A 24,946-nucleotide genomic window follows, 5' to 3' on the forward strand; every position below is an offset into this window, starting at 1 on the left:
GCTTCAGTGGCCGTGTCGCAGTGGTTCAGATCCGGGCGGCGACCTTGCGGGCGATGCGGACGATGTCGCCGGAGGGCCGCGCGGAGTACGCCGGGTGGTCGCGGACCCAGCCGTCCTCCAGGGCGTACCAGTCGACCTGTCGAGGGGCGGTGCCGTCGGCGAGGGCGGCCGCGAGCCCGTCGAAGTAGGTCCGCCAGCGCAGCGTGTAGAGGCCGCCGATGAGCCCGGCCCACTCGCGGTTCGCGTAGTCGTGCAGCCCGCCGTCGTCGGCACCCGAACGCGGACCCCATACCGTCACCAGGGACACGGCGTCGTACTCGAGACGGTCCCGCTCCTCCTCGTCGGCGCCCCAGGCGCGAGCGTCGGCGATCCAGCGCCCGAGCAGATGGCGCGGCTGCGTGGCGACGGTCTCCTCCAGCAGCCCGAGCCAGGTGAACCACTCACTCGTCAACTCCTCGAACGCCGCGCGGTCCTTGGTGTCGTACGCGGTCTTGATCCGCGGCAGCAGGATGCGGCTGCGGTGCGAGACCGTCTGCCGGGTGACGTCCATCAGGTCGTAGGCGTACGCGGAGCTGCGCCGCAGGCCCGGTGCCACCGCGAGCAGTTCGGGCAGGGCCCGTGCGAACTCCTCGGGGTCGTAACGAAGCGCGCCCGGCGACCAGGAGGCGCCGCTGGACACGTCCAGGCCGGGCCGGGCGCCGAACAGGCCGTCGTGGCCCTCGCTCCAGCTGTCCGCGCGCGTGGTGCCGTACGCGGTGCGGCGCAGGACGTCCCAGGCGGCCACCGCGTGCGCGTCGTGGCCGCCGTAGCGCTGCGCCGGCCACTGCTCGAACCAGCTCTTCAGCTCGACGGGTCCGTCCGTCCACGGCAGGTCGCTGAAGAGGGCGAACGCGGCCGGATTGTTGTCAGCGCCCTCGGGCATGAGCGCGATGCCGTCCAGGGCGCTGTTCTCCCTGGTGCGCCAACTCTCGTACAGGGAAGCCCAGTCGGGGGTGTTGGCGCCCATCGTCGTGTGGCCGCCGAAGTTCCAGATCGAGCCGAACGCGTACGGCGTGCCCGCCCAGTCCTTGTCGCGGTCGGTCACCGAGGGGAAGCGGTCGGAGAGGCCGTCGACGATGAACATCTTCGAGCGGTCGACGGCGTCGAGGATGTCGCGGCGCGGGTTGGTCTGCCAGCCGAGGATGTTCCAGATCGCGCCGGGGTGGGCGGTGCGAAGCGCCTTCTCGACCGCCTTCGCGGCCTCGCCGACCGGCACGTCACCCGGCTTGCCGCCCTCGTGCAGCAGGTCGAGCTTGTACATGGTGGTGTCGCCGAGCAGTTCGCTCTGCACGCGGTAGAACCTCTCGGCGATCCTGGCGAAGTGCGGGTCGCGGGGGTCGAGCCAGTCGGGGCGCGTGAAGCCGACCCAATCGCCCTGGGGGACGATGTGCGCGCCCGGGTTCCGGTCGGCGAAGCCGGGCGGGACGGTGCCGAAGTAGCCGGGGAACACCGGGGTCATGCCGAGCTCGCGGATCCGGCCGACGATTCTGCGGGCGAGCGCCGCGCGCCGGTCGAGGAGATGCCGCGACACGGGGCCGCCGAAGCCGGACATGTTCTGGAGCAGCCACCACGGCTGATGGGCCGGGCCCGCGATCCACCCGCGCATCTCGGCGTCGTCGTAACCGAATTCCTGGAATGTGCGGTGGTAGACGGTGTCGGCGCCGAGGTACACGAGGACCTCGTTGAAGCCGTGCAGTGCGAGGACGTCGAGCTCGCGCTCCCAGTAGTCCCAGCCGTGATACGGGCCTGTGTAGCCGTCGTTGGTGTCGTTGAAGGCGAACCGGTGGGCGACGTTCGCGGCGCGCGTCAGGGGCGTGGCGAGACCGGGCAGTCGCGCCGGCAGGGACTCGGTCTGCTCGCCGCTCCACGAGAAGTGCGCGTGGGCGTGGTGACGGAGGTAGTGGTGGAAGCCGGTCAACTGCACGGCGGGCGTGGTGCCTTCGACGAGTATGCGGCCGCTGGACCCCGACACCCTGAACGCGTCGCCGGTGCCGGCGGTGTGGGGGGCGGTGCGGAAGGTGACCTGGTCGTGGTGGCGCGGCAGCAGCCGGGCCAGGGCGTCGACGGCCGGGGTACGGGAGGCCGTACGGCTCTCGGCGGAGGCACAGGAGGCGGACGCGGTGAGCGCGGCGGCGGAACCGAGGGCGGTGAGCACGGTACGGCGACCGATGTTCATGAACACTCCAAGCGCGTGAGTGGACTGGACCACTTGCGCCGGGGATCTTACGGAGGGCGGGGGTGGGTTCGATAGGGAGCGGGGGCAAGCGCTTGCGGGTGCTGTGTGCCCACCCCGGCCGGAGGTCACTCGTCCGTGGCGGCGGCCGAGAGCGCGGTGGCCGGGTCGTGCGGCGCGGGCCCCACGGGGGGCCGGCGGCCGGGCCGGCAGGCGTTCGCCGGACGGGATGGCCGGCGGGGGTGGGCGCAGGTGAGCGCCCACCTCGACCTGCCGTCACTTGTCTGTACGGATGGCCGGCCGGGGCAGGTGCACCTGTGCGCCCGCCCCAGCCGGCCGTCACTCGTCCCCGGCGGCAGCCGACAGTGCCGCGGCCGGGTCGTGGGCCGCAGGCCCCGCCGGGAGCCATCGGTCGTGGTTCTTGCGGTACGGCCACCAGCGGCCGTCGCGGCCCAGGCGCGCCTGCGCACCCGTGCCGGTGGCCGTCCACCGGTTGCGGATTGCCCGCAACGGCGGGCGCTCCCCGGCGTCCCAGGCCGCTTCGACGGCGGTACGCGCGCGTGCCGCGGTCTCCGCGTCCGGCGTCCACTCGTCCTCCAGAATGGACAGGGCGGCAGTGCCTCCGTGTTCCCACGCCAGCACCGCCGCCGCCAGGCCCCCGCGATCCCGGCCCGAACCAGCCGCGAGCCGGGCCCCGATCCACGCCTCGGGCGCGCCCGCAGCCAGCCGGACAGCATCCTGATCGATCGTCAATTCATCGTCCGGAGCGCGAAGTTCGTGACCCGGAGTCAGCGCATCCGTCAGCATCCGGTGCGCCTCGGCCGCCGCCTGCGCCCCGAGGAACTCCAGCGCCGCCACATCCGTCCCGGCGGGCGGCTCCGTCTCCGTGTCCAGCGACGGCACGACCGCCGCCTCGGGCGGCACCGGGGGAGCGGCGGGCAGCGGCGGCAGTATGCTCCCGGCTGCGAAGGCCTCAGTGGCGTCGACGCCGTCCACATCCACCGGCCCCTCGTCGGTCTCCTCGTCCGCGGACCCGGCCGAGGCGGACGCGACGCTGCGCACCTGGAGTTCGTCGAGCAGCACCCGCTCGCCGCGCCCGCGCATCAGCAGCAGTACGAACGGATCCTGGTCGAGGAGACGGGCCAGCTGGTAGCAGAGCGCCGCCGTGTGGGCACAGTGGTCCCACGCGTCACACCCGCAGCGCGGCTCCAAGTCGCCGATACCGGGCAGCAGTTCCACGCCGGCCGCCGCCGCGTCCTCGACCAGGTGCGGTGGCATCTCACGGTCGAGCAGCGCCGCGATGTGCCCGGCCCGCTCGACCGCCATCCCGAGGAACCGGTCCCACTCCTCCTCGCTCAGCCGTTGCAGCAGCACGTCGGCGCGGTACACGGCGCCACCCCGGTCCTTGACGAGCGCGGTGACCCGCCCCGGCCGCACCGAGACGGCCCCCACAGACCCGCCACGCGCCAGTGCGCGCCCCGCCTTCAGCTGCTGAAGGTCGAGTGCCGTGTCCTCCAGTGCCTTGAGCCAGGTCTGCCCCCACCACGACTGCGCGAAGCCGCGCCCCTGGACGGCCGCCAGCGCCGCGAAGACACGCTCCTCATCCGATGCGTCGGCCCCGTCACTGCCGCCGTCGGTGTCGGCGTCGAACAGGTCGTCCTCGTACTCGTGACGGTCCGTCATCGTGCGCCCCCTCGCAGCTCGACCAGATCGGCCAGTTCGGAATCGGTCAGTTCGGTCAGGGCGGCCTCGCCGGAGCCGAGCACCGCGTCGGCCAACTCCCGCTTGCGTACCAGCATGTCTGCGATCCGGTCCTCGATCGTCCCCTCCGCGATCAGCCGGTGGACCTGCACCGGCCTGTTCTGCCCGATCCGGTACGCGCGGTCCGTCGCCTGCGCCTCGACCGCGGGGTTCCACCAGCGGTCGTAGTGCACGACGTGTTCGGCGCGGGTGAGGTTGAGACCCGTACCCGCGGCCTTGAGGGAGAGCAGGAAGACCGGCACCTCGCCCTCCTGGAAGCGCCCCACCATCGCCTCGCGCGCGGTGATGGGCGTGCCGCCGTGGAGGAACTGCGAGGCCACGCCGCGAGCAGCCAGATGCTGCTCGATCAGGCGGCCCATCTGCACGTACTGGGTGAAGACCAGCACGCTCGCGTCCTCCGAGAGGATCGTGTCGAGCAGTTCGTCGAGCAGTTCCAGCTTGCCGGAGCGCCCGGGGACGCGCGGCGCGTCCTCCTTGAGGAACTGGGCCGGGTGGTTGCAGATCTGCTTGAGCTCGGTGAGGAGTTTGACGATCAGCCCGCGCCGGGCGATGCCGTCCGCTCCGGAGATCTCGGCGAGCGTCTCGCGCACCACGGCCTCGTAGAGCCCGGTCTGTTCGGTGGTGAGCGACACGGCGCGGTCGGTCTCGGTCTTCGGCGGAAGCTCGGGCGCGATGCCGGGGTCCGACTTGCGGCGTCTGAGCAGGAAGGGGCGCACGAGTTGGGAGAGGCGCTGGGCGGCGCCGGGGTCCTTGCCCTCCTCGACCGCGCGGGCGTAACGCGTGCGGAACGTGCCGAGCTTTCCGAGCAGCCCCGGGGTCGTCCAGTCGAGGATCGCCCACAGCTCGGACAGGTTGTTCTCCACGGGGGTGCCGGTGAGCGCCACGCGCGCGCGTGCACCGATGGTCCGCAGCTCCTTCGCGGTCGCCGAGTGCGGGTTCTTGACGTGCTGCGCCTCGTCGGTGACGACCATGCCCCAGTCGACGCCCGCGAGCTGCGCGGCGTCGAGCCGCATCGTGCCGTACGTGGTGAGCACGAATTCACCGGGATCGAGGTCCTCCAGGCTGCGGCGCCCGCCGTGGAAGCGGCGTACCGGGGTGCCGGGCGCGAACCTCTCGATCTCGCGCTGCCAGTTGCCCATGAGGGACGTGGGGCAGACGACGAGGGTCGGGGCGGCGGTCTCCGGGGCGGTCTGCCGGTGCAGGTGGAGGGCGATCAGCGTGATCGTCTTGCCGAGGCCCATGTCGTCGGCGAGGCAGGCGCCGAGGCCGAGGGAGGTCATCCGGGCCAGCCAGTTCAGGCCGCGCAGCTGGTAGTCGCGCAGATCGGCGGCCAGCGCGGCCGGCTGTCCGACCGGCGCCATGCCCTCCGGGTCGGCGAGCCGCTCCCGCAACTCCGCCAGCCAGCCCGTCGGGTGGACGTCGACGCGGCGGCCGTCGACCTCCGTGGAGCCCGTCAGGACCGCGCCGAGCGCGTCGATCGGCGTGACCTTGCGGTCCTGGTGCTCGCGGGCGCGCCGGGCCTGCTCGGGGTCGATGAGGACCCACTGGTCGCGCAGCCGCACGACGGGCCGGGTGGCTTCGGCGAGCCGGTCGAGCTCCTCCCGGCTCAGCTCCTGGTCGCCCAGCGCGAAGCGCCAGTTGAACGCGAGGAGGGCGTCCGCGGAGAGGAAGGACGGGGTGGTCGTCCGGAATCGGTCAGGGTTCTCCCCTCCGGGTGACCCCTCGCCCGGAGGGCCGATGACCGCGCGTGCGCTCAGCCGGCGCGCCAGCTGCCGGGGCCAGTGCACGTCGACACCCGCCGCCGCGAGGGCCCGCGCGCCGGTGCCCAGGAGGTCGGTGATCTCCTCGTCCGCCAGGTCGAGGGCGTCCGGGACGGCCGCCGAGAGCAGCGGCGCGAGGGGCGTCCAGGCGCGGGCGGCGCGCCGCAGTGCGAGCAGGGTGTCCATGCGGGCCCGCGGCCCGAAGGCCTTGGCCGAAGCGCCTGACGCCGCCCAGACCTCGGTGGCGTCGGCGACCAGCGCGGGGTCGCTGACGCTGTGCATCTGGAGCACGGCACGGAAGGCGACGCGCTCCTCGTGCTCGGCTCCCGGTACGGCCCGGTCGAGGCCCGGCACCTCGACGCGCAGCGAGATCCGCACGCCCGCGTCGTGTCCCGCGGCGACATCGGCGGCCCACGCGCGGTGTTCGGGCACCTGCTGCGGCTCGGTCGCGGCGAAGGCAGGCGCGCCCGCCGCGAGGCTCGCCGCGGGGGAGCGGGGCAGAGTGTCGGCGACGGCGTCGAGGAAGGCGCGCAGCAGCGCCTCGGGCGCGGGGAGGCGGAGGGGCTCCGGTCCGTCCAGGGGTGTCGCGTGGGCCTCGGGCGGCATCGCGGCGGCCAGTTCCCTGACCCGCTCCAGGTCCTCGGCCCGCAACGGGCCCGCGCGCCAGGCGTCGTGGTCGGTCTCGGTGAGCCCGGGCAGCAGCAGGCCGCGCGCCGCGAACTGGAGGGCGAGCACGGAGGCGGCGCCCCAGAAGACGGCGGTCTGGTGCGCCTGCGCGGTGGCACGCGCACGCGTGAGGACCGGCAGCGCGGCGCGTACGGGCAGCAGGACGGCGGGTACGGACGCGTGCTCGGCACCGGCGTCTTGGGGCAGGGCGAGGCTCAGCTCCTCGGGAGTGCCAGCCTCCGTGTGCGGGGGCCGGCCGCCGTCGGGGCGCCAGAAGGCGACTCTTCCTTCGCGTGCCGGGTCGCCGGGCACGAAGACCGCGCAGCAGCGGACCAGTTCGGAGATCTCGGGGAGTGTTGCCACGGGTTGCCTGTGGGCAGCGATGACGTATACCTCAAATTTGACTACTGGGCGGAATCGCCGAGGGTACCGCAAGACTCCGCCCGGCGTGCCGCGTCACAAGGTGACGCCGGTCACTCCTGCCCGAAAGGGGTGGAGCTAGCCCCCCTCCGGGGGCGGTGCTAACCCCGCGCACAGTCGGGTGGTGGCGTCATGGTGTCCAAGGCCGCTGATTTCTAGGTTTGTTGAGGTCAGGCCGTCTCGTGAGCAGGGCGTCCGGACAGTACGTCCACCCCCACACCTCTCGCCACACCCCGCCACGCCCATCGCCGTGCCCATCACAGGCCTATCGCCATGCCCAGAGACCGGAGACCTCGCCATGACCCTGGCCGTCGAACCCGTAGTGGACCATTCCTCAGGTACGAACGGGACGCAGCCGCAAGGAAGCGAGTTCACGCCGCTGCTGCGCACCGTCAAGAGCCAGGACCTCCTGGAGCGGCGCACGGGCTGGTACGTGCGCAACATCGCGCTGAACGCCCTGTCCCTCGCCGCGGTCGGCACGGGCATGGCCCTCATCGGCGGTTCCTGGTGGGTCCTCGCCCTCGCTCCCGTCCTCGCCGTGCTCTGCGCGCGCACCGCCTTCGTGGGGCACGACGCCGGCCACGCGCAGATCACCGGCAACCGCGCCGTGAGCCGGCTCATCGGGCTCATCCACGGCAATCTCCTGCTCGGCATGAGCTACAGCTGGTGGAACGACAAGCACAACCGGCACCACGCCAACCCCAACCACATCGACAAGGACCCCGACGTGGCCGCCGACGTCCTCGTCTTCACGAGCGAGCAGGCCGCGACGCGCTCCGGCTTCCGCCGCTGGCTCACCCGCAACCAGGCCTGGCTGTTCTTCCCGCTGACCCTCCTGGAGGGCCTCGCCCTGAAGCTGTCCGGCTTCCAGGACCTGCGCCGCCAGTCCCCGCGCGAACGCGCCGTGGAAGGACTCCTCCTCGTCGCCCACGTCGTCGGCTACGTGGCCCTGCTCCTGACCACCATGCCGCTCGGCCACGCCCTCGCCTTCGCGGTGATCCACCAGGCACTCTTCGGCCTGCACCTCGGTATGGCCTTCGCGCCGAACCACAAGGGCATGGAGATGCCCGACCCGGACGGCGAGCGCTGGGGCCACCTGCGCCGGCAGGTGCTCACCTCCCGCAACATCAAGGGCGGCGCACTGACCGACTGGTTCCTCGGCGGCCTCAACTACCAGATCGAGCACCACCTCTTCCCGAGCATGCCCCGCCCCCACTTGCGCCTGGCCCAGCCCCTCGTCAAGGCCCACTGCCGCGACCTGGGCATCCCCTTCACGGAGACCGGTCTCGTCGACTCCTACCGGCAGGCCCTGCGCCACATGTACGAGGTCGGGGAGCCGCTGCGCATGGAGTGACCCACCTTCCCGGCGGGTCCTGCGCAGCACTGAGCCCCGGGTTCCTTGCCCGGGTCTCAGGGCGTGGGTCCTGCCTGGGGCCGCGCGGGCCGCGCGGGCTACGTGGGGCTGCACCGGGCTCAGGGGTGCGTCAGGGTGGAGGCTCAGGGGTGTCTCAGGGTCGTGAACAGGAACCGCCCGGGCCGCGAGTCCGTTTCAGAGAGTAGAGGCGGGGGCCCGCCTCTCATGGCGAGGGCGGTTTGCAGCCCCCGAAGGAGGCGACGGACATGTCGAGGAACGCGAAGATCGCCGCAGGAGGTGTGGCGGCCGGACTGATCCTGTTGATCTGGCTGCCCTGGTGGGCGTCACTCCTGATCGTGCTCGGGGTGCCCACGGCGGCCTATCTGGCGCTTGACCCCTCCCAGCGGCGCAGGCTCCGCCGCGCCTCACGCAGGGAGATCGGCCGCTGACAAGCGGTGCTACGGGCGGGTGGCCGCTGCCGGCGCCGCTGCCGTCGCCGAGCAGCTGTTGACGACGTCGCCGCTCGCCGGCCTGGCGATCGTGTGGTCGGCGGGCGGCCGTGCGCCGTCCTCCACCCACGCGGTGAGCAGGTCGAACGCGGACCGGTAGCAGGGCAGTACGGGCCGCAGTCGGTCGGGATAGGTGTCGTAGAGACCATCGGTGTGCGTGCCGTCCTGCACGGTGTACGAGCGGTGCAGGCGGCCACGCCCCCGGTCGTCGACCATCCGCCCGTACACATCGGCGTCGGCCGCGATCGGAAGCAGGGTGTCCAGGTCGCCCTGGAGCGTGATCAGCGGCTTGCCGATCCGCCCGCTCAGCGCGACCCGCGCGACGGCCCGGTGTACGGAGGCGGGGCGTGCCGCGTAGTCGTAGGAGACGTCGGACGCGCACGGCGCGAGCAGCTCGTCCGTCGTCGAACCCGCCGACGGGCCGGGGCACTTGGAGTCGTACGAAGGGTCGAACTCGGCGCGGTAGATCTTCTGCGTGATCCCCCAGTAGGCCTTCTGGTGGTAGGCCCACAGGAATTCGGACCCGCGCGCGAAGCCCACGCGATACAGATCGTCGTCGTCGGCCTTCCCGAGCCCGTAGGCGACGGCGGTCGGCAGTGAGGTGAGCGGGTTCGGGCCGTCCGTGGTCCAGAGGGTGCCCTCCCAGTCGACGCCTCCGTCGTACAGCTCGGGATGGTTCTCCAGCTGCCAGCGTGTCAGATAGCCGGCGTTGGAGATCCCGGTCATGTACGTCCTGTGCGGGGCCCGCCCGTAGCGCTGGGCCACGGCCTTCTTCGCCGCTCTGGTGAGTTGAGTGGTCCGGTTGTTCCACTCGGCGATCGCGTCGCCGGGGCGCCTTCCGTCGCGGTAGAAGTCGGGCCCGGTGTTGCCCTTGTCGGTCGCCGCGTAGGCGTAACCCTGGGCCAGGACCCGGTCGGAGATCGCCGCGTCCGTCGAGTACTGCTTACGGTTTCCGGGTGAGCCGGTCACCACGAGGCCGCCGTTCCAGTGGTCGGGCAGCCTGATCACGAATTGGGCGTCGTGTTGCCAGCCGTGCGTCGTATTGGTCTTGGAGTCGTCCGGGAAGTACCCGTCGATCTGCGAACCCGGGATGCCGGCCGGGTTGCGGGTCCCCTTCGCGGTGAGCCCCGCCTGGTCGGCGGTGTCGGTGTACGGGGTTCCGGCCAAGCCCACTGTCGTCAAGTCGCTCAGGCAGGCGTTCTGTTGAAAGGCGGCACCCGGGACGTGCACCCGCTCCTGGTGTGCGCAGTGGGCCCCGCCCCCGCCGCTCAATGTGGCGGCTCCCGCGGGAACCGGCCCCGAGGCGGCCAGCGCCAGCAGGGCGGTGGCGAAGAGGGGGACTGTTCCGGGCACGCGCATGGGAGCCTCCGCGACGACGAGGGACCGGCAAGGGTGACGAGCGGGGCCATCGTGCGGGCGGGACGGGTCACCGGGCCATGGGCCGGCGCCACATGGGGGAGGGGGGCGGTATGTGGGGCTGGTGGTGGGGCGGCGTGCGCGCGGCGGGACGGCGGCCCGCCGCGGGAGGAGTCAGGAGGGGCGTACGGCCATCTTGTCGAGCGCTTCCAGGAGGCCGGGCAGCTCGGGGCCCCGCCCCACGGGCAGCACTTCACCGGGCTCGTCGTCCAGGAGCACGAACGCGATGTCGTCGGTCCGGGCGACCATCGACCAGCCGGGGCCGTCGGCCCGGAGCGTCCTGGCATCCCCGGACGCGAACGCCGACCGGACACGGCCCAGGGGCGGAGGGCTGTCCACGTAGGCGCGCACCTCGGCGAGGACCCGCCGGATGCCGGCGTGCGGGGCACGGGTGCTCTGCGCCTCGGGGTCGTTTGCCGCGGGAGCAGCGGCGGTGGCGTCGCCGGAATCAGGGGGCGACGTGCTGTCGGCGTCCGGGCGGTCAGAGCCCGTGCCGCCTGCACCCTCCAGGGCCTCCGCACCAGCCGCGCCCTCGGAGCCCTCTGTGCCACCCGTGACGTCCGCGCCGCCCGGGCCGTCCGCCAAGAACGCACTGTCGTCGATCTGGTCCCGCCAGGACGCCCACTGGAGGGCGATCTCGTCGGCGCCGAGCCGACGTTGGGCGGGGCCCCACGTCTCCGTGTTCGGCGGCGTGAGGGGCGGACCGTCCATGATCTCGGGGTCGTGCTCCGGGTCGTGCGGCGCGGGGACGTCCGGCGCGGACACGGACAGAGCGAGCGGCCACCCCGGCAGAGCCGAGACCACCGTGCGGTCGTCGGGCGACAACTCGTACTCCATGCCGCAGTCCCAGGATGCGATGGCGACGGCGACGAGGGACACGTCGTCGATGACGACGGTCCAGCGCGCCCCCGCCCCGTCCTGCCCGAGTACGAGCCCGTACCCGTCGGCGAGGGGTGCGAGCCCGAGTGCGGCGCATGCCTCCGGGTAGTCGTCCCCGAGCACGCTGGGGAACTTCGCAGGGGTCAGCAACACCGCCGTCAGTACGTACAGCGCGTCGTCCCCGGCGGCGACCGCGTCGTCCGTCCCGGCCATGCCAGCCTCCCCTGAGCTTCGTCCGTCGGCGCACCCTAACCAGTCGCGGTGGAGATCGTCGAGGGCGTTGAGCTGGAAATTCTCCCGGGGGACCCGGTGTGGCGACCCATGGGCGGACCATGCCAAGATCCCGTGCGCACTTCGTGTGCCTTCCGTGGAGAGCTGACGGGGGTCGTGGGTCAGGTGTCGGCGGGCAGGCCGAGCAGCGTCCGCGCCACGACCTGGGGTGACTCGTCGCGTTCCCGCGCGAGCGCGATGACCGCGCGGCACGCGAGTTCGTTGATGCCGAACGTCAGGGCCTCCGGAGACACCCATGTCGCGGCCTCGGCAAGCCTGTCCTCGTCGTCCTCGACGGACGCCGAGACATAGGTGGCCGCCGCCTCGAAGAGGTTGTGCGGCCGCTTGCGCGGCCGTTCGGCGACGCTCGTGCCGGCCGGTGTCCGTGTGACCAAGGCCTTGCGGAGTCTGTCGAACATGTACGCCACCTTCCCCCTGCTGTCGTGTGCGACGGTGCGTCACATCACCAACGTAGAGCTGGAGTTCGAGCGCCAGAAGGGCTCAGAAGGGTTTCGTCTACGGTGTTCGCAAGTCCGCGAGGGTGGAGCGCAGCCAGGCGAGTTCTGCCCGGCTGGTCGCGCGGGCGATGGTGAGGATGCCGCGACGGAACGGGTCGTCCAACTCCTCCGCGCGCAGCGGCCGTTCACCGTCGTAGAAGAAGCTGGCCGGTTCCTCGAGGAACGCCAGCCTGCGCGCGAGCACCGTCGCCTGCGCCGACGGGTCGTCGAGGTGTCTCAGGAACGCGAGGACCGTGAACCAGCGGTTCTCGTCGGTGATGTCGGCCCGCCCGGGCTCCGCCAGCCTGCCGCGGAGTTCCTCCCGGCCCGCGGCGGTCAGGCTGAGGACGTGGCGCTGGGCCGCGACCGACCCTGGCTGTGTCTCGCGGGTGAGTAGGCCCGCCTTCTCCAGGCGCTTGATCGCCGGGTAGAGCGTGCTCTCGGCGACGGGCCGCACGTGGCCGGTCAGTGCCGTGATCCGTTTGCGCAGCTCGTAACCGTGCAGAGGGGCGTCGTAGAGGAAGCCGAGGATGGCGAGTTCCAGCATGCCCTCATTGTGCCGCACTCCCTCCGGGTTCGGTGTACATCGGTCTGGCAATACATCGGTGCCGATGTATGCTCTGCGGAGTGCCCCGTAAGGGCGGGGCTGTGCGGTTGCTGGGGAGAGGGAGTGGGGGCGCATGATGAAGCAGGCCCGGTTCGACTCGCAGGAGAGCCACATCCGCTGGGTCGAGGCCGATGGGGACGGGGCGTCGCGGGTGTACGTCCATGGGTTGGGGTCCGCCTCGACCGTCTACCACGCGCACATAGCCGGCAGGCCCGAACTCGCGGGCCGTCGTTCGCTGTTCGTCGACCTGCCGGGGCACGGCATCAGTGACCGGCCCGCCGACTTCGGGTACTCGCTGGACGATCACGCCGACGCCCTGGCGGCCGCTCTCGACGCATCCGGCGCGTCCGGCGCCGAGCTCGTCGCGCACAGCATGGGCGGCGCCGTGGCGATCGTCCTCGCCCACCGGCGCCCCGACCTCGTGTCGCGGCTCGTGCTCACCGAGGCCAACCTCGATCCGTATCCTCCCCGCGTGGAGGGCAGCAGCGGAATCGCCTCTTACGGGGAGGATGAGTACGTCACGGGCGGCGGCCACGCGCGCGTGCTCGCCAAGATAGGCCCCCTGTGGGCCGCCACCATGCGCCTCGCGGACCCCCTCGCCCTGCACCGCACCGCTGTCGGGCTCGCCCGCGGCACCCGCCCCATCATGCGGCGGATGCTCATGGACCTGGACATCGACCGCCTGTATCTGCAGGGCGCGCGCAGCGGTGAACTCGCGGACCGCGCGGGCCTCGAGGCCGCGGGCGTGCGCGTGCGCACCGTGCCCGACGCCGGGCACAACGTCATGTTCGACAACGCGGAGGCCTTCGCGGCGGCGGTCGCGGGCGACCACGCCATCGCGTAGCCCGGCATGGGGGACGGGGGCAACGCCCCTACGGCGTCAGGCCCGGCGCTCCGCCAACGCGAGGAAACGGTCGTCCTCATCCACGTACGACGTCATCTGCCAGCCCGAACCGGCAAGCAGTGAGCGGAGGTTCGGTTCGGCGCGCAGGTCGTCCGGGGTGAGTTCGCGGCCCTGCCGGGCGGCCAGTGCCGCCCGCCCGATGGGGTGGAACAGTGCGAGGAGTCCGCCCGGGCGCACCACCCTCGCCAACTCGAGCAGATTTTCCTGGGGTTGGGGCAGGTGCGCGACAAGGCCGGAGCCGAAGACGGCGTCGAGCGACTCGGACCGTACCGGCAGGCGCGTCACGTCGGCGAGCATCAGGGAGCCGGCGCGATCTCGTCCCGCCCGCACGGCGGCCTCCAGCATCGCGGGCGTCAGGTCGACGCCGAGTACGGCTCCCGAAGGCCCCACGGCGTCCCTGAGCGCCGGCAGGGCGCGCCCTGTGCCGCATCCCGCGTCGAGGACCCGGTCGCCCGCGCGGAGCCCCAGTTCGGCGACGGCCGCCTCGAAGCGCGGACCGTCGTCGGGGAACCGTGTGTCCCAGTGGGCCGCGCGGGCCGAGAAGAACTCCTGTACGTGCGTATGGTCGTCGCTCATGACTCCATGATCTCTCGCGTGGGGGCGGGGGCGCAGGCGCGTGTGGGTGATCGAAAACTCCGCATGCGACCGATGAGAACCGATGCGAACCGAAACCGCCGCATGCGCGGACGGTGCACATGTTCGAGCCTGACGCGATCGTTCAGGTGCGTCTCTCTGTCATATTCCAGCACCTTTCGAAATGCGCCCCTGTTGCGCGCCTCCGAGAGGTCTAGCGTCCCGGAGCCATGGGACACCTGGACCACGCCACCTTCGGCTGGCTTACCCCCGTGCTGTCATACGTGATGGCCTCCATCGGCGCCGCGCTCGGTCTGCGCTGCACCGTCCGCGCCCTTGGCGCCACCGGCCGTTCGCGGCGCAACTGGCTGATCACGGCGGCGTCCGCGATCGGCACCGGCATCTGGACGATGCACTTCGTGGCGATGCTCGGCTTCGGCGTCACCGGTACGGAGATCCGCTACAACGTGCCGCTCACCGTCGTCAGCCTGGTCGTCGCCGTGGCCGTCGTGGGCGTCGGCGTCTTCGCCGTCGGCTACGGCCGCGACCGCAACCGGGCCCTCGCCCTCGGCGGGCTCACCACGGGGCTCGGCGTCGCGAGCATGCACTACCTGGGCATGGCGGCGCTGCGCCTGCACGGCCAGGTGCGCTACGACCCGCTGCTCGTGGGGCTCTCCGTCGCCATTGCCGTCGTCGCCGCGACGGCAGCCCTCTGGGCGGGGCTCAACATCAAGTCGCCCGCCGCTGTCGCGGTCGCCTCCCTCGTCATGGGAGGCGCGGTGACCAGCATGCACTACACCGGAATGATGGCGGTGAGCGTGAAGGTCGCGTCCTCCGCAGCGGCCCTGCCCGGGGCCACGGCCATGCAGTTCATCTTCCCCCTCGCCGTCGGCCTCGGGTCCTACCTGTTCCTGACCTCCGCGTTCGTCGCGCTGTCCCCCACCACGGGGGAGCGCGAGGCCTCCGCGTCGGCCCAGCGGCCCGTCGAGAGCGTCGCCCGCTGACAGCGGACCGGAGCCGTCACCCTTCGCACCACGAGCGCACCACGAGCGAGGAGGCCATGCGTACACCCCGTAGGACCCCCATCAACGGCGCGCCGCCCAAGCCCGCGCCCCCGGCGCGCGGACGGCGCGCGCACGCCGGACCGCCCGCGGAAGAGCACCACACAGCGGACGGCCCGTCCGCTCCTGTCGTGCCTCCCACGCGCGCGGGCGGCCGAGGGCTGCGGCCCCGTACCGTCCGCGCCAAGATCGTGTGCCTTCTGATGGTGCCCGTCGTCTCCCTGCTGGCTCTGTGGGCGTACGCGACAGTCACCACCGCCCAGGACGTCGCCCGTATGCGGCAGTTGCAGCGAGTCGACTCGACGGTTCGCGGCCCGGTCGCCGACGCGGTCGCCGCGCTCCAGGCCGAACGCACCGCGGCCGTCGCGTACTCCGCCAAGCCCGCGGCCGACCGCGGTGACGCCCTCAGGACGCGCACCTCGGCGACCGACAAGGCCGTGGCGAAGCTCCGCCTCGGCGACGGCAACACCGTCGCGGACGGCGCCGATCTGCCCGCCCTGGTCGGTGAGCGCCTCTCGGTGTTCGTCTCCGGCGCCGACAAGCTGCGCTCCGTGCGCAGCGCGGTGCTCGGCCGGCGGACCGGCTGGGAGGGGACGTACGAGCAGTACACGAAGACGATCGACTCGGCGTTCGCCGTCAACGGAGCGGTGACCGGGATCCAGGACGACCGGCTCGGCTCCGACGCGCGCGTGCTGCTCGAGTTCTCTCGGTCCGGCGAGATGCTCGCCCGCGAGGACTCCCTGCTCACCGCCGCACGGCTCGCGGGCTCGCTGGACGGCGCACGGCTGCGGCTGTTCACGGGAGCGGTCGATACGCGGAGGACCCTCGCCGAAGCGGCCGTCGCCGATCTCCCGGCACCGCAACGGACCGCCTGGCGCAACCTCGTGGAGGGGAGGGCGTACGGCGACGTACGCGCCGTCGAGGACAAAGCGATCGCCGCTCGCCCCGGTCGCGCGGCGCTCGACGCGGCGCCCGCACTCACCTGGGACAGTGCGCACACGACCGTGCAGAACCGCTTCCGCTCGATCGAGGCGGACGCGGCGCGCACGGCCGCGGTCCGGGCGGATCCGTTCACCCGCGGACTGCTCACGCCCGCGGGCGCCGCCGTCCTCTTCGGCCTGCTGGCCGTCGCCGCCTCGCTCGTGATCTCCGTACGCATCGGCCGAGGCCTGGTCATCGAACTGATCAGCCTGCGCAACACCGCGCTGGAGATCGCCCGGCGCAAACTCCCGCACGCCATGCGGAAACTGCGCGCCGGCGAGGAGATCGACGTCCGTGCGGAAGCGCCGGAAGGCCCTCCCGCCGAGGACGAGACCGGACAGGTCGCCGAGGCACTCGGCACCGTGCACAGGGCGGCCCTGCGCGCCGCCGCCGAACGCGCGGAACTCGCCAGCGGGATCTCCGGTGTCTTCGTCAACCTCGCCCGCCGCAGCCAGGTCCTCGTCCACCGCCAGCTCGGCCTCCTCGACACCATGGAGCGCAGGGCCGAGGACCCGAACGAACTCAGCGACCTCTTCCGCCTCGACCACCTCACGACCCGCATGCGGCGCCACGCGGAAAGCCTGATCATCCTCTCCGGAGCCGCCCCGGGCCGCGCCTGGCGCACTCCCGTCTCGCTGACCAATGTGGTCCGCGCGGCCGTCTCCGAAGTCGAGGACTACGCGCGCGTGGAGGTACGGCAACTGCCCGCCGCCTCCGTACAGGGCGCCGCGGTCGCCGACCTCACCCACCTCCTGGCCGAACTCGTCGAGAACGCCGCCCAGTTCTCCCCACCGCACACCAAGGTGCGGGTCAGCGGCGAACCCGTCGGAAACGGCTACGCCCTGGAGATCGAGGACCGCGGCCTAGGCATGGGCAAGGAGACCCTCGCAGAGGCCAACAACCGCATCGCCCATTCCGAAGCGCTCGACCTGTTCGACAGTGACCGGCTCGGGCTCTTCGTGGTCAGCCGGCTCGCTCACCGCCACGGCATCAAGGTGCACCTGCGCACCTCGCCCTATGGCGGCACCACCACCGTCGTCCTGCTGCCCACACCCCTGCTGCACGCCGGAACCCCGGAACGGGCGGACACCACCCAGGAACACGCGATGGAGCACCACTACGCGCGCGTGCCCGACCCGGAAGCACTTCACATGAACGGCAACTCCGTGCCCGCCCAGGGGCCACGCCCCGCCATCGCCGCCGCCGTACACGCTGTGCCGGACACCGACACGGCTCACGACACCCCAACGCCCCCGGGCGTCACCGCCCTGCGCCTGCACAGGCAGCCCGCGAACAACGCAGACAACACCGACGACGAATCACCGGACGGACTGCCCAAGCGGGTGCGGCAGGCGAGCCTCGCGCCCCAGCTGCGCGAGCGGCCCGAGGAGCAGAACGGCGCCGCACAGCGACCGGAATCCGACGCACGGACGCCCGAAGAGGCGCGGCAGCGCATGGCGGCGTTCCGTGACGGCTGGGTCCGGGGCGGCGGCCGCCCACCAGGAGCCGGCTCAGGACCCGTGCCCCGCAGCGACAGCACCGAAGGAGATCCCACATGATCCAGGACCCGACCATGGACGCCGCGCCCCGGTCCGGAGAACTCGACTGGCTCCTCGACGACCTGGTGCAGCGCGTGGCCGAGCTGAGGCACGCGGTCGTCCTGTCCAACGACGGACTCGCAGTCGGCGCGTCGAGCGCTCTCGGCCGCGAGGACGCCGAACACCTGGCCGCCGTCGCCTCCGGCTTCCACAGTCTCGCCAAGGGGGCGGGCCGGCACTTCGGAGCGGGCGGCGTCCGCCAGACCATGGTCGAGATGGACGACGGATTTCTCTTCGTCGCGGCCGCTGGCGACGGTTCCTGCCTCGCCGTCCTCAGCACGGCCGACGCCGACATCGGCCTCGTCGCGTACGAGATGGCCCGCATGGTCAAGCGGGTCGGCGAACACCTCTACACCCCACCGCGGTTCGCCGCGCACCCGCCCGCCGCCGGATGACCGGACGGCCACGACGATGAACGATCACGGGCACAGGGACGACCAGGGACGGGGCAGCCCCGACCGGTCGGGCAGCCAGTGGTACGACAACGAGGCCGGGCCCCTGGTCCGCCCGTACGCGATGACCGGCGGGCGCACGTCGTCCGGGCCCAGAGGGGTGCGCTTCGACCTGATCGCACTCGTCAAGCTCGACGACGCCGCGCCCGGCAAGGACGACGACACGGCGCTCGGCCCCGAGCACAGGGCGCTCATCGAGCTGTGCCGCACCGAGACGCAGTCGGTCGCCGAACTCGCCGCGGGCACCGACCTCCCCGTAGGGGTGGTCAGGGTGCTCCTGGGCGACCTGCTCGACATGGGCTGCGTCAAGGTCAGCCGGCCCGTGCCGCCCGCACAGCTACCCGACGAAAAGATCTTGAGGGAAGTCATCGATGGCCTCCGAGCACTCTGAAGAGACGAACGCCGACCACGCCGACCACGCCGACAACTCCGCCCTGGCTCTGAAGATCCTGGTCGCGGGCGGATTCGGGGTGGGCAAGACCACCCTGGTCGGCGCCGTCAGCGAGATCCGGCCCCTGCGCACCGAGGAACTGCTCAGCGAACTCGGCCAGAACGTGGACGACACCGGAGCGGTGGAGCGCAAGACCACGACGACCGTCGCCATGGACTTCGGCCGCATCACCATCCGGTCCGGCCTCTCGCTCTATCTGTTCGGCACGCCCGGGCAGGACCGTTTCTGGTTCCTCTGGGACGAGCTGTCACAGGGCGCGCTGGGCGCCGTCGTCCTGGCGGACACCCGACGGCTCGAGGACAGCTTCCCCGCCGTGGACTACTTCGAGCACCGGCGCATCCCGTTCGTCGTGGCGGTCAACTGCTTCACGAACGCGCGTGCTTACGGTGCCCGCGAGGTGTCTCGCGCCCTCGACCTCGACCGCGGGACACCCGTCGTGCTGTGCGACGCCCGCGACCGCGACTCGGGAAAGGAGGTGCTGATCCGGCTCGTCGAGTACGCCGGGCGGATGCACACCGCCCGGCTTCTCGACTCCGTGAGCTGACGTGCGACGTCGTCAGTCGGTGAGCCCCGCCAGGGCCACGACCTTCTCGATCCGTACGCGCACCAGGAGCTCGCCGGGCACGCCGTTGCGCTCGCCGAACTCCTGGGCGCGGTCCTCGCCCATGTAACGCCCGCCGATCCGTGCGGCCGAGTCCCGCACCTGCCCCAGGTCCTCCACGAGTTCGGCGCGGCCCTCGATCACCGCGAAGGAGAACGGCGGCCGATCGTCGTCCACGCACAGGGCCACTCGGTTGTCCCGAGCGAGGTTGCGCCCCTTCACGGTGTCCTTGCCGGTGTTGAACAGGACGTTCTCGCCGTCGAGTACGAACCAGACGGGCGCGATGTGCGGGCTGCCGTCGGGCCGCACGGTGGACAGCTTGGCGGTACGGGTGCCCTCGGAGACGAACGCCCGCCATTCCTCATCGGTCATCTTGTGTGCCATGGGGTCATCCTGCTTGCCGAGACGCCGACCGTGGGGAAGGCTGGCGAAACAGATCCTCCGGGTAGGGGAGCGATCGGGAATGGGGGAGACGGGATCATGGCGGACAACGAAGGGCTCGGCTGGCTGCTGGACGACCTGACGGAGCGTGTCGAACATGTGCGCCACGCTCTCGTTCTGTCCAACGACGGTCTGGTCACCGGGGCGAGCAGCGAGCTCAGGCGGGAGGACGCCGAGCATCTGGCTGCCGTGTCGTCCGGTCTGCACAGCCTGGCCAAGGGATCTGGGCGGCACTTCGGTGCGGGCGGGGTCCGGCAGACGATGATCGAGTTCGACGACGCCGTGCTTTTCGTGACGGCGGCCGGCGACGGCAGCTGCCTGTGCGTCCTCAGCTCGGCCGAGGCCGACATCGGCCAGGTCGCGTACGAGATGACGCTGCTCGTCAATCGGGTAGGCGAGCACCTCGGCGTGGGAGCCCGTCGAGCAGAAGGTTCTTGACCTGCGCAAACGCCGAGCCGTTCGGAGTTATCCACAGGATCAGCGGCGCGGGCGGGTTTCGGGCTACGGTTTTTCCCGGGAGCGATCACGACTCACGGGGGAGATCAGACATGGGTGGCAACACCATCACGACACCGGCCACGCGGGTACCCGCCGCCTCGCTCGCACAGAGCAGGGCGGCTCGCGAACTGGGGCTGAAGCGAGGCGAGTTCGAGCTGGCGGTACGACTCGGGCGCGTCCGCACCGTACCGGCCGACGCCGGCGGGCGCCGCCGCGTGGCCCGCGAGGAGATCGAGCGGGTGCGTGACACCGCGGGCTTCCCGGATTCGCTGCGGGAGCAGGTCCGGGCCGTGGGGACCACGGAAGGCGCGGGCCTCATGGACATCACCACGGCCAGGTTCACCCGGCTCGCCCGCGCGGGGATGCTGACGCCGGTCCGCTTCTACCTGAACCGGTACCGAGCCGTGGTCTGGCTCTATCTCGCCGAGGAGCTGAGGGAGTTCGCGGCGGCCGAGGTCAACGCACCGCTGATGACGGGACGCGCACCCGACCGTATCCGCGCCCGCCTCGACGCGGGGATCGACCTGCGGCCCCGCAACTGGCGGTCGCGGCACGCGGGCCACCTGCTCGGGCAGAGCGACGACGCATGGGAGCGCGCCGCAGCGGTCGCGTCCCTCCTCGACCCGGTGACGGTCCTGGAACTCGTCAAGTGCCCTTACGAGCGCGGATATCTGAGCAAACTGCGGCCCGAGTCGACCGGACACGGGGCGCCCGACTCGCTGTCGGCACGCATCGCCGAGCGGATCATGACGGCGGACGATCCGCACGAGATCAGCTGGCTCAGGGCGAGCCTGCTCCTCAGCCTGGCGGAGGCGCGCGGCCTGCGACCCGCGCCGCGACCGAGTGCGGACTTCCCCGCGGTGGTCCCTCCGGCGCCGGATGTGGTGCTGGCGGAACCGTCAAAGGCTACGGGCGAGCAGAGTCCGCCCGACACCGAGCCACTCCGCCCGTCGCGCGGATTGCTCGGCTGGCTCCGCCGCAGAGGAGCCTGAACCGGTCCCGTGGCGGCGGCAGTTCGCAAGCGTGGGCCTATTCGACGGCGTCGAGATCCTTGGCGTAGTGCTCGATGGCCGGCCGGTACGCGATCAGGTCCGGGTCGCCGCTCGTCTCCGCGAGGACGGTCAGCAGCAGCCGCATCCCGTCGTGCGCGCGTCCCACGTTGTACAGGGACATGGCCAGGAACGTCTTGAGGGCCTTGTCCTCGGGGAAATCGGTGGTGCCGCTGCTCAGTGTGGCGACCGCCTCGGGGTAGCGGCCAAGAGCGCGGTACGTGCTGCCCAGACCGAGCAGCGCGCCACGCCGGTCGTCCGGGCTCAGGCCCGAGCCGGCGAGTGCCCGTGCGTAGTAGGGGACGGCGTCGGCCTCGAGTCCGAGCGTGTCGTGGACCCAGGCTGTCTGGTACGCGATCTCGGCGTCGTCGGGGAACCGGGTGGACAGCGCGACGAGCCGCTCGCGGGCCTCTTCGCGCAGGCCGTCCTCGCGCAGCCGCACGGCCCGCGCGAGCGACGCGTCCCGGTCGTCGGCTCCGGTCACTCCCCGAGCTTCCGGAAGAGGCCCTCTTGCACCACGGACACGAGGAGATGTCCGTCGGCGTCGTAGATCCGGCCGCGGGCCAGACCACGGCCGCCCGTCGCGATCGGGGATTCCTGGTCGTACAGGAACCACTCGTCGGCGCGGAAGGGACGGTGGAACCACATGGCGTGGTCGAGCGAAGCCATGTCGAAACCGCGCTGCCCCCACAGCGGCTCCACGGGGATGCGCACGGCATCGAGGAGGGTCATGTCGCTCGCGTACGTGAGCGCGCAGGTGTGCACGAGCGGGTCGTCGCCGAGGGGCCCGACCGCGCGCATCCACACCGCGCTGCGCGGCTCGGCGCTCTCGATGTCCTCCGGGGACCAGCGCAGCCGGTCCACATACCGGATGTCGAAGGGCTGGCGACGCGCCATGAGCTCCAACGCGTCGGGCAGCGTGCCCAGATGAGCACTCACCTCGTCGGCGATCGTCGGCAGGGACTCCGGATCGGGAACCTCGCGCGCCGGCGGCAGCTGGTGCTCGAAGCTCCCGTCCTCGGGCTTGTGGAAGGAGGCGGTCAGATTGAAGATCGTGCGGCCCTGCTGCACGGCGGTGACGCGGCGCGTCGTGAACGACCGGCCGTCGCGGACCCGTTCGACCTGGTACACGATGGGCACACCGGGGCGGCCCGGACGCAGGAAGTACGCGTGCAGCGAGTGCACGGGCCGGTCGCCCTCAGTGGTGCGGCCCGCGGCGACGAGCGCCTGGCCGGCCACCTGGCCGCCGAAGACCCGCTGCAGGGACTCCTGCGGGCTGCGGCCCCGGAAGATGTTGACCTCGATCTGCTCCAGGTCGAGCAGGTCGACGAGCCGCTCAGCTGGGTTCGTCATGCGTTGTTCTCTCATCTCTGCACCGCGCTCCGGGCGCTGCGTCCGGGGTGCGCGACCGGGTCAGGACCTACAGCTGGCCGACATCCGTGACGCGGACGACCGCACGGCCCTCCGCGTCGGACGCCTCGAGGTCGACCTCGGCGCTGATGCCCCAGTCGTGATCGCCATTCGGATCGGCGAACGTCTGGCGCACCCGCCACAGGCCGTGGGCGGCGTTCTCCTCGATCTGCAGCAGTTTCGGCCCGCGGGCGTCGGGACCGGTGCCGAGATCTTCGTACTCGTCCCAGTACTTGTCCATGGCCTCGCCCCAGGCGTCCGCGTCCCAGCCCGCGTCGGCGTCCAGCTCGCCCAGTTCGTCGACGTTGTCGAGGGCGGCCAGCTCGACCCGGCGGAACATGGCGTTGCGGACGAGCACACGGAACGCGCGCGCGTTCGCCGTGACCGGCTTGACCTGGTCGGCCTTCTCCTGGGCCTCCTCGGCCGTCATGACCTCGGGGTTGGCGAGCTGCTCCCACTCGTCGAGGAGGCTGGAGTCGACCTGGCGGACCATCTCGCCCAGCCAGGCGATCAGGTCTTCGAGGTCCTCGGACTTGAGGTCGTCGGGGACCGTGTGCTCAAGGGTCTTGTACGCGCCGGCGAGGTACCGCAGGACGATGCCCTCGGTGCGGGCGAGCTCGTAGAAGGACACGAACTCCGTGAAGGTCATGGCCCGTTCGTACATGTCGCGGATCACGGACTTCGGCGACAGCGGGTGGTCACCCACCCACGGGTGGCTCCTGCGGTACACGTCGTACGCGTGGAAGAGCAGCTCCTCCAGGGGCTTCGGGTACGTGATGTCCTGGAGCCGCTCCATGCGGTCCTCGTACTCGACGCCGTCGGACTTCATCGCCGCAACAGCCTCACCGCGCGCCTTGTTCTGCTGGGCGGCGAGGATCTGGCGCGGGTCGTCGAGCGTCGACTCCACGACGGACACCATGTCGAGCGCGTACGACGGCGAGTCCGGGTCGAGCAGGTCGAACGAGGCGAGGGCGAACGTCGACAGCGGCTGGTTGAGCGCGAAGTCCTGCTGGAGATCGACCGTCAGCCGGACGATCCGGCCCGTGGAGTCGGGCTCGTCGAGCTTCTCGACGATGCCGCCGTCGAGGAGCGAGCGGTAGATGGCGATCGCGCGGCGGATGTGCCGCAGCTGCTGCTTGCGTGGCTCGTGGTTGTCCTCGAGGAGGTGGCGCATGGCGGCGAAGGCGTTGCCGGGGCGGGCAATGACCGCGAGCAGCATCATGTGCGTCACCCGGAAGCGGGACGTCAGCGGCTCCGGAGCCGAGCCGATCAGTTTCTCGAAGGTGTTCTCAGTCCAGCCGACGAAGCCCTCGGGGGCCTTCTTGCGGACCACCTTGCGGCGCTTCTTCGGGTCGTCTCCCGCCTTCGTGAGCGCCTTCTCGTTCTCGATGACGTGCTCGGGCGCCTGCGCCACGACGAGGCCCGCCGTGTCGAAGCCGGCCCGCCCGGCCCGGCCCGCGATCTGGTGGAACTCCCGCGCGCGCAGGGTCCGCACCCGCGTTCCGTCGTACTTCGTCAGAGCGGTGAACAGGACGGTACGGATGGGCACGTTGACCCCCACGCCCAGCGTGTCCGTGCCGCAGATGACCTTCAAGAGGCCCGCCTGCGCGAGCTTCTCCACCAGGCGCCGGTACTTGGGCAGCATGCCCGCGTGGTGCACGCCGATCCCGTGCCGCACGTAGCGCGACAGATTGCGGCCGAACTTGGTGGTGAAGCGGAAGTTGCCGATCAGGTCGGCGATCTTCTCCTTCTCCTCGCGCGTGCACATGTTGATGCTCATGAGTGCCTGCGCCCGCTCGACGGCCTGCGCCTGTGTGAAGTGCACGATGTAGACCGGGGCCTGCCGGGTGTCGAGCAGCTCGGTCAGCGTCTCCGTGAGCGGCGTGAGCCGGTACTCGTAGGAAAGGGGAACCGGACGCGTCGCGGAGCTGACCACGGACGTGGGGCGGCCGGTCCGCCGCGTCAGGTCCTTCTCGAACATGGCGACGTCGCCGAGCGTCGCCGACATCAGGATGAACTGCGCCTGGGGGAGTTCGAGCAGGGGAATCTGCCAGGCCCAGCCGCGGTCGCCCTCCGCGTAGAAGTGGAACTCGTCCATCACGACCTGGCCGATATCGGCCCGCGCCCCGTCGCGCAGCGCGATGGACGCGAGGATCTCGGCGGTGCAGCAGATCACGGGGGCGTCGGCGTTGACCGACGCATCACCCGTGAGCATGCCGACGTTCTCCGTGCCGAAGAGCTTGCACAGCTCGAAGAACTTCTCGGAGACCAGCGCCTTGATCGGTGCCGTGTAGAAGGTGACCTCGTCCCGTGCGAGGGCCGCGAAGTGGGCACCGGCGGCGATCATGCTCTTGCCGGATCCCGTGGGCGTCGAGACGATCACGTTCGCCCCCGACACCACCTCGATCAGCGCCTCCTCCTGGTGGGGATAGAGGGTGATCCCGCGCTCCACAGCCCACGACTCGAAAGCCTCGTAGAGGGCGTCGGGGTCGGCGGTCTGCGGCAGCTGATCGATAAGGGTCACGCCCCCATCTTGCCTGCCTTCCGACCCGATCCGGCAATCGGTTGCCTGCACG

At 71.5% G+C, this 24,946-nt stretch carries 22 protein-coding genes; 10 read left to right on the forward strand and 12 right to left on the reverse strand.

The features are described from left to right. Positions 1 to 25 precede the first annotated feature (25 nt). The 3 genes from OG574_RS38100 to OG574_RS38110 form a co-directional block, all read right to left on the reverse strand. A complete protein-coding gene (locus OG574_RS38100) occupies positions 26 to 2,215 on the reverse strand; it encodes an alpha-N-acetylglucosaminidase (protein ID WP_326776909.1) in 2,190 nt (729 codons plus the stop codon). 336 nt (positions 2,216 to 2,551) lie between these two features. After that, complete coding sequence (locus tag OG574_RS38105; protein WP_326776910.1) at positions 2,552 to 3,895, reverse strand: SWIM zinc finger family protein; 1,344 nt, start codon at positions 3,893 to 3,895, stop codon at positions 2,552 to 2,554. Beyond that, positions 3,892 to 6,762 carry a DEAD/DEAH box helicase gene (locus OG574_RS38110; protein ID WP_326776911.1) on the reverse strand — a complete coding sequence of 957 codons (2,871 nt, stop codon included), beginning with the start codon at positions 6,760 to 6,762 and terminating at the stop codon, positions 3,892 to 3,894. The genes OG574_RS38105 and OG574_RS38110 overlap by 4 nt, the downstream gene beginning before the upstream one ends. Before the next feature lie 355 nt (positions 6,763 to 7,117). Here OG574_RS38110 and OG574_RS38115 point away from each other — a divergent pair, with 355 nt between their 5' ends. Next, a complete protein-coding gene (locus tag OG574_RS38115) occupies positions 7,118 to 8,173 on the forward strand; it encodes a fatty acid desaturase family protein (RefSeq protein ID WP_326776912.1) in 1,056 nt (351 codons plus the stop codon). Positions 8,174 to 8,439: 266 nt separating this feature from the next. After that, entirely contained in the window at positions 8,440 to 8,622 is a 183-nt protein-coding gene (locus OG574_RS38120) for a hypothetical protein (protein WP_100598451.1), read from the forward strand. 9 nt (positions 8,623 to 8,631) lie between these two features. Here OG574_RS38120 and OG574_RS38125 read toward each other — a convergent pair whose 3' ends face one another. The 4 genes from OG574_RS38125 to OG574_RS38140 all read right to left on the reverse strand — a co-directional run bounded on the left by OG574_RS38125 (position 8,632) and on the right by OG574_RS38140 (position 12,291). Next, positions 8,632 to 10,041, reverse strand: a complete 1,410-nt coding sequence (locus tag OG574_RS38125; RefSeq protein ID WP_326776913.1) for a tannase/feruloyl esterase family alpha/beta hydrolase — start codon at positions 10,039 to 10,041, stop codon at positions 8,632 to 8,634. A gap of 171 nt (positions 10,042 to 10,212) precedes the next feature. Continuing rightward, complete coding sequence (locus tag OG574_RS38130; RefSeq protein ID WP_326776914.1) at positions 10,213 to 11,190, reverse strand: hypothetical protein; 978 nt, start codon at positions 11,188 to 11,190, stop codon at positions 10,213 to 10,215. 179 nt (positions 11,191 to 11,369) lie between these two features. Beyond that, positions 11,370 to 11,666 (reverse strand): hypothetical protein, encoded by a 297-nt coding sequence (locus OG574_RS38135; RefSeq protein WP_326776915.1) that lies wholly within the window; start codon positions 11,664 to 11,666, stop codon positions 11,370 to 11,372. 97 nt (positions 11,667 to 11,763) lie between these two features. Then, positions 11,764 to 12,291: a PadR family transcriptional regulator gene (locus tag OG574_RS38140; RefSeq protein WP_326776916.1), complete on the reverse strand. Its 528-nt coding sequence runs from the start codon at positions 12,289 to 12,291 to the stop codon at positions 11,764 to 11,766. A gap of 136 nt (positions 12,292 to 12,427) precedes the next feature. Between OG574_RS38140 and OG574_RS38145 the strand changes: the two genes are divergently transcribed. Continuing rightward, positions 12,428 to 13,195, forward strand: a complete 768-nt coding sequence (locus OG574_RS38145) for an alpha/beta fold hydrolase (protein WP_326778752.1) — start codon at positions 12,428 to 12,430, stop codon at positions 13,193 to 13,195. 36 nt (positions 13,196 to 13,231) lie between these two features. Here OG574_RS38145 and OG574_RS38150 read toward each other — a convergent pair whose 3' ends face one another. Beyond that, positions 13,232 to 13,831, reverse strand: coding sequence for a class I SAM-dependent methyltransferase (locus tag OG574_RS38150; protein ID WP_326776917.1), 600 nt, complete (start codon positions 13,829 to 13,831; stop codon positions 13,232 to 13,234). Positions 13,832 to 14,058: 227 nt separating this feature from the next. Between OG574_RS38150 and OG574_RS38155 the strand changes: the two genes are divergently transcribed. From OG574_RS38155 to OG574_RS38175, 5 genes are read left to right on the forward strand one after another with little or no spacing between them, the layout of a single operon-like run. Continuing rightward, positions 14,059 to 14,832, forward strand: a complete 774-nt coding sequence (locus OG574_RS38155) for an MHYT domain-containing protein (protein WP_326776918.1) — start codon at positions 14,059 to 14,061, stop codon at positions 14,830 to 14,832. A gap of 56 nt (positions 14,833 to 14,888) precedes the next feature. Further along, positions 14,889 to 17,429, forward strand: coding sequence for a sensor histidine kinase (locus OG574_RS38160; protein WP_326776919.1), 2,541 nt, complete (start codon positions 14,889 to 14,891; stop codon positions 17,427 to 17,429). Then, a complete protein-coding gene (locus tag OG574_RS38165) occupies positions 17,426 to 17,863 on the forward strand; it encodes a roadblock/LC7 domain-containing protein (protein ID WP_100598443.1) in 438 nt (145 codons plus the stop codon). Before OG574_RS38160 ends, OG574_RS38165 begins: the two co-directional genes overlap by 4 nt. 16 nt (positions 17,864 to 17,879) lie before the next feature. Beyond that, positions 17,880 to 18,311, forward strand: coding sequence for a DUF742 domain-containing protein (locus tag OG574_RS38170; RefSeq protein WP_326776920.1), 432 nt, complete (start codon positions 17,880 to 17,882; stop codon positions 18,309 to 18,311). Then, positions 18,292 to 18,915, forward strand: a complete 624-nt coding sequence (locus tag OG574_RS38175; protein ID WP_326776921.1) for a GTP-binding protein — start codon at positions 18,292 to 18,294, stop codon at positions 18,913 to 18,915. The genes OG574_RS38170 and OG574_RS38175 overlap by 20 nt, the downstream gene beginning before the upstream one ends. A 12-nt stretch (positions 18,916 to 18,927) precedes the next feature. Here OG574_RS38175 and OG574_RS38180 read toward each other — a convergent pair whose 3' ends face one another. Further along, a complete protein-coding gene (locus OG574_RS38180) occupies positions 18,928 to 19,356 on the reverse strand; it encodes a PPOX class F420-dependent oxidoreductase (protein ID WP_100598440.1) in 429 nt (142 codons plus the stop codon). Positions 19,357 to 19,452: 96 nt separating this feature from the next. Between OG574_RS38180 and OG574_RS38185 the strand changes: the two genes are divergently transcribed. Together OG574_RS38185 and OG574_RS38190 are read left to right on the forward strand one after the other, a co-directional pair. Continuing rightward, a complete protein-coding gene (locus OG574_RS38185; RefSeq protein WP_326776922.1) occupies positions 19,453 to 19,851 on the forward strand; it encodes a roadblock/LC7 domain-containing protein in 399 nt (132 codons plus the stop codon). Positions 19,852 to 19,961: 110 nt separating this feature from the next. Continuing rightward, complete coding sequence (locus tag OG574_RS38190; RefSeq protein WP_326776923.1) at positions 19,962 to 20,903, forward strand: DUF6397 family protein; 942 nt, start codon at positions 19,962 to 19,964, stop codon at positions 20,901 to 20,903. Between the two features lie 37 nt (positions 20,904 to 20,940). On the opposite strand, the gene OG574_RS38195 is transcribed toward OG574_RS38190, so the two are convergent. The 3 genes from OG574_RS38195 to OG574_RS38205 all read right to left on the reverse strand — a co-directional run bounded on the left by OG574_RS38195 (position 20,941) and on the right by OG574_RS38205 (position 24,894). Beyond that, complete coding sequence (locus OG574_RS38195; RefSeq protein WP_326776924.1) at positions 20,941 to 21,444, reverse strand: tetratricopeptide repeat protein; 504 nt, start codon at positions 21,442 to 21,444, stop codon at positions 20,941 to 20,943. Next, positions 21,441 to 22,313, reverse strand: coding sequence for an acyl-CoA thioesterase (locus OG574_RS38200; RefSeq protein ID WP_100598436.1), 873 nt, complete (start codon positions 22,311 to 22,313; stop codon positions 21,441 to 21,443). Before OG574_RS38200 ends, OG574_RS38195 begins: the two co-directional genes overlap by 4 nt. A 67-nt stretch (positions 22,314 to 22,380) precedes the next feature. Further along, on the reverse strand, positions 22,381 to 24,894 hold the full coding sequence (locus OG574_RS38205; RefSeq protein WP_326776925.1) for a DEAD/DEAH box helicase: 2,514 nt from the start codon (positions 24,892 to 24,894) through the stop codon (positions 22,381 to 22,383). Positions 24,895 to 24,946 lie beyond the last annotated feature (52 nt).

This window comes from Streptomyces sp. NBC_01445 (assembly GCF_035918235.1).
GTDB lineage: Bacteria > Actinomycetota > Actinomycetes > Streptomycetales > Streptomycetaceae > Streptomyces.

Bases quoted from the DNA above. Each gene is read 5' to 3' on its own strand.
- OG574_RS38100 (WP_326776909.1), bottom strand. From the start codon at position 2,215: ATGAACATCGGTCGCCGTACCGTGCTCACCGCCCTCGGTTCCGCCGCC.
- OG574_RS38105 (WP_326776910.1), bottom strand. From the start codon at position 3,895: ATGACGGACCGTCACGAGTACGAGGACGACCTGTTCGACGCCGACACC.
- OG574_RS38115 (WP_326776912.1), top strand. From the start codon at position 7,118: ATGACCCTGGCCGTCGAACCCGTAGTGGACCATTCCTCAGGTACGAAC.
- OG574_RS38120 (WP_100598451.1), top strand. From the start codon at position 8,440: ATGTCGAGGAACGCGAAGATCGCCGCAGGAGGTGTGGCGGCCGGACTG.
- OG574_RS38125 (WP_326776913.1), bottom strand. From the start codon at position 10,041: ATGCGCGTGCCCGGAACAGTCCCCCTCTTCGCCACCGCCCTGCTGGCG.
- OG574_RS38130 (WP_326776914.1), bottom strand. From the start codon at position 11,190: ATGGCCGGGACGGACGACGCGGTCGCCGCCGGGGACGACGCGCTGTAC.
- OG574_RS38135 (WP_326776915.1), bottom strand. From the start codon at position 11,666: ATGTTCGACAGACTCCGCAAGGCCTTGGTCACACGGACACCGGCCGGC.
- OG574_RS38140 (WP_326776916.1), bottom strand. From the start codon at position 12,291: ATGCTGGAACTCGCCATCCTCGGCTTCCTCTACGACGCCCCTCTGCAC.
- OG574_RS38145 (WP_326778752.1), top strand. From the start codon at position 12,428: ATGAAGCAGGCCCGGTTCGACTCGCAGGAGAGCCACATCCGCTGGGTC.
- OG574_RS38150 (WP_326776917.1), bottom strand. From the start codon at position 13,831: ATGAGCGACGACCATACGCACGTACAGGAGTTCTTCTCGGCCCGCGCG.
- OG574_RS38155 (WP_326776918.1), top strand. From the start codon at position 14,059: ATGGGACACCTGGACCACGCCACCTTCGGCTGGCTTACCCCCGTGCTG.
- OG574_RS38160 (WP_326776919.1), top strand. From the start codon at position 14,889: ATGCGTACACCCCGTAGGACCCCCATCAACGGCGCGCCGCCCAAGCCC.
- OG574_RS38165 (WP_100598443.1), top strand. From the start codon at position 17,426: ATGATCCAGGACCCGACCATGGACGCCGCGCCCCGGTCCGGAGAACTC.
- OG574_RS38170 (WP_326776920.1), top strand. From the start codon at position 17,880: ATGAACGATCACGGGCACAGGGACGACCAGGGACGGGGCAGCCCCGAC.
- OG574_RS38175 (WP_326776921.1), top strand. From the start codon at position 18,292: ATGGCCTCCGAGCACTCTGAAGAGACGAACGCCGACCACGCCGACCAC.
- OG574_RS38180 (WP_100598440.1), bottom strand. From the start codon at position 19,356: ATGGCACACAAGATGACCGATGAGGAATGGCGGGCGTTCGTCTCCGAG.
- OG574_RS38185 (WP_326776922.1), top strand. From the start codon at position 19,453: ATGGCGGACAACGAAGGGCTCGGCTGGCTGCTGGACGACCTGACGGAG.
- OG574_RS38190 (WP_326776923.1), top strand. From the start codon at position 19,962: ATGGGTGGCAACACCATCACGACACCGGCCACGCGGGTACCCGCCGCC.
- OG574_RS38200 (WP_100598436.1), bottom strand. From the start codon at position 22,313: ATGACGAACCCAGCTGAGCGGCTCGTCGACCTGCTCGACCTGGAGCAG.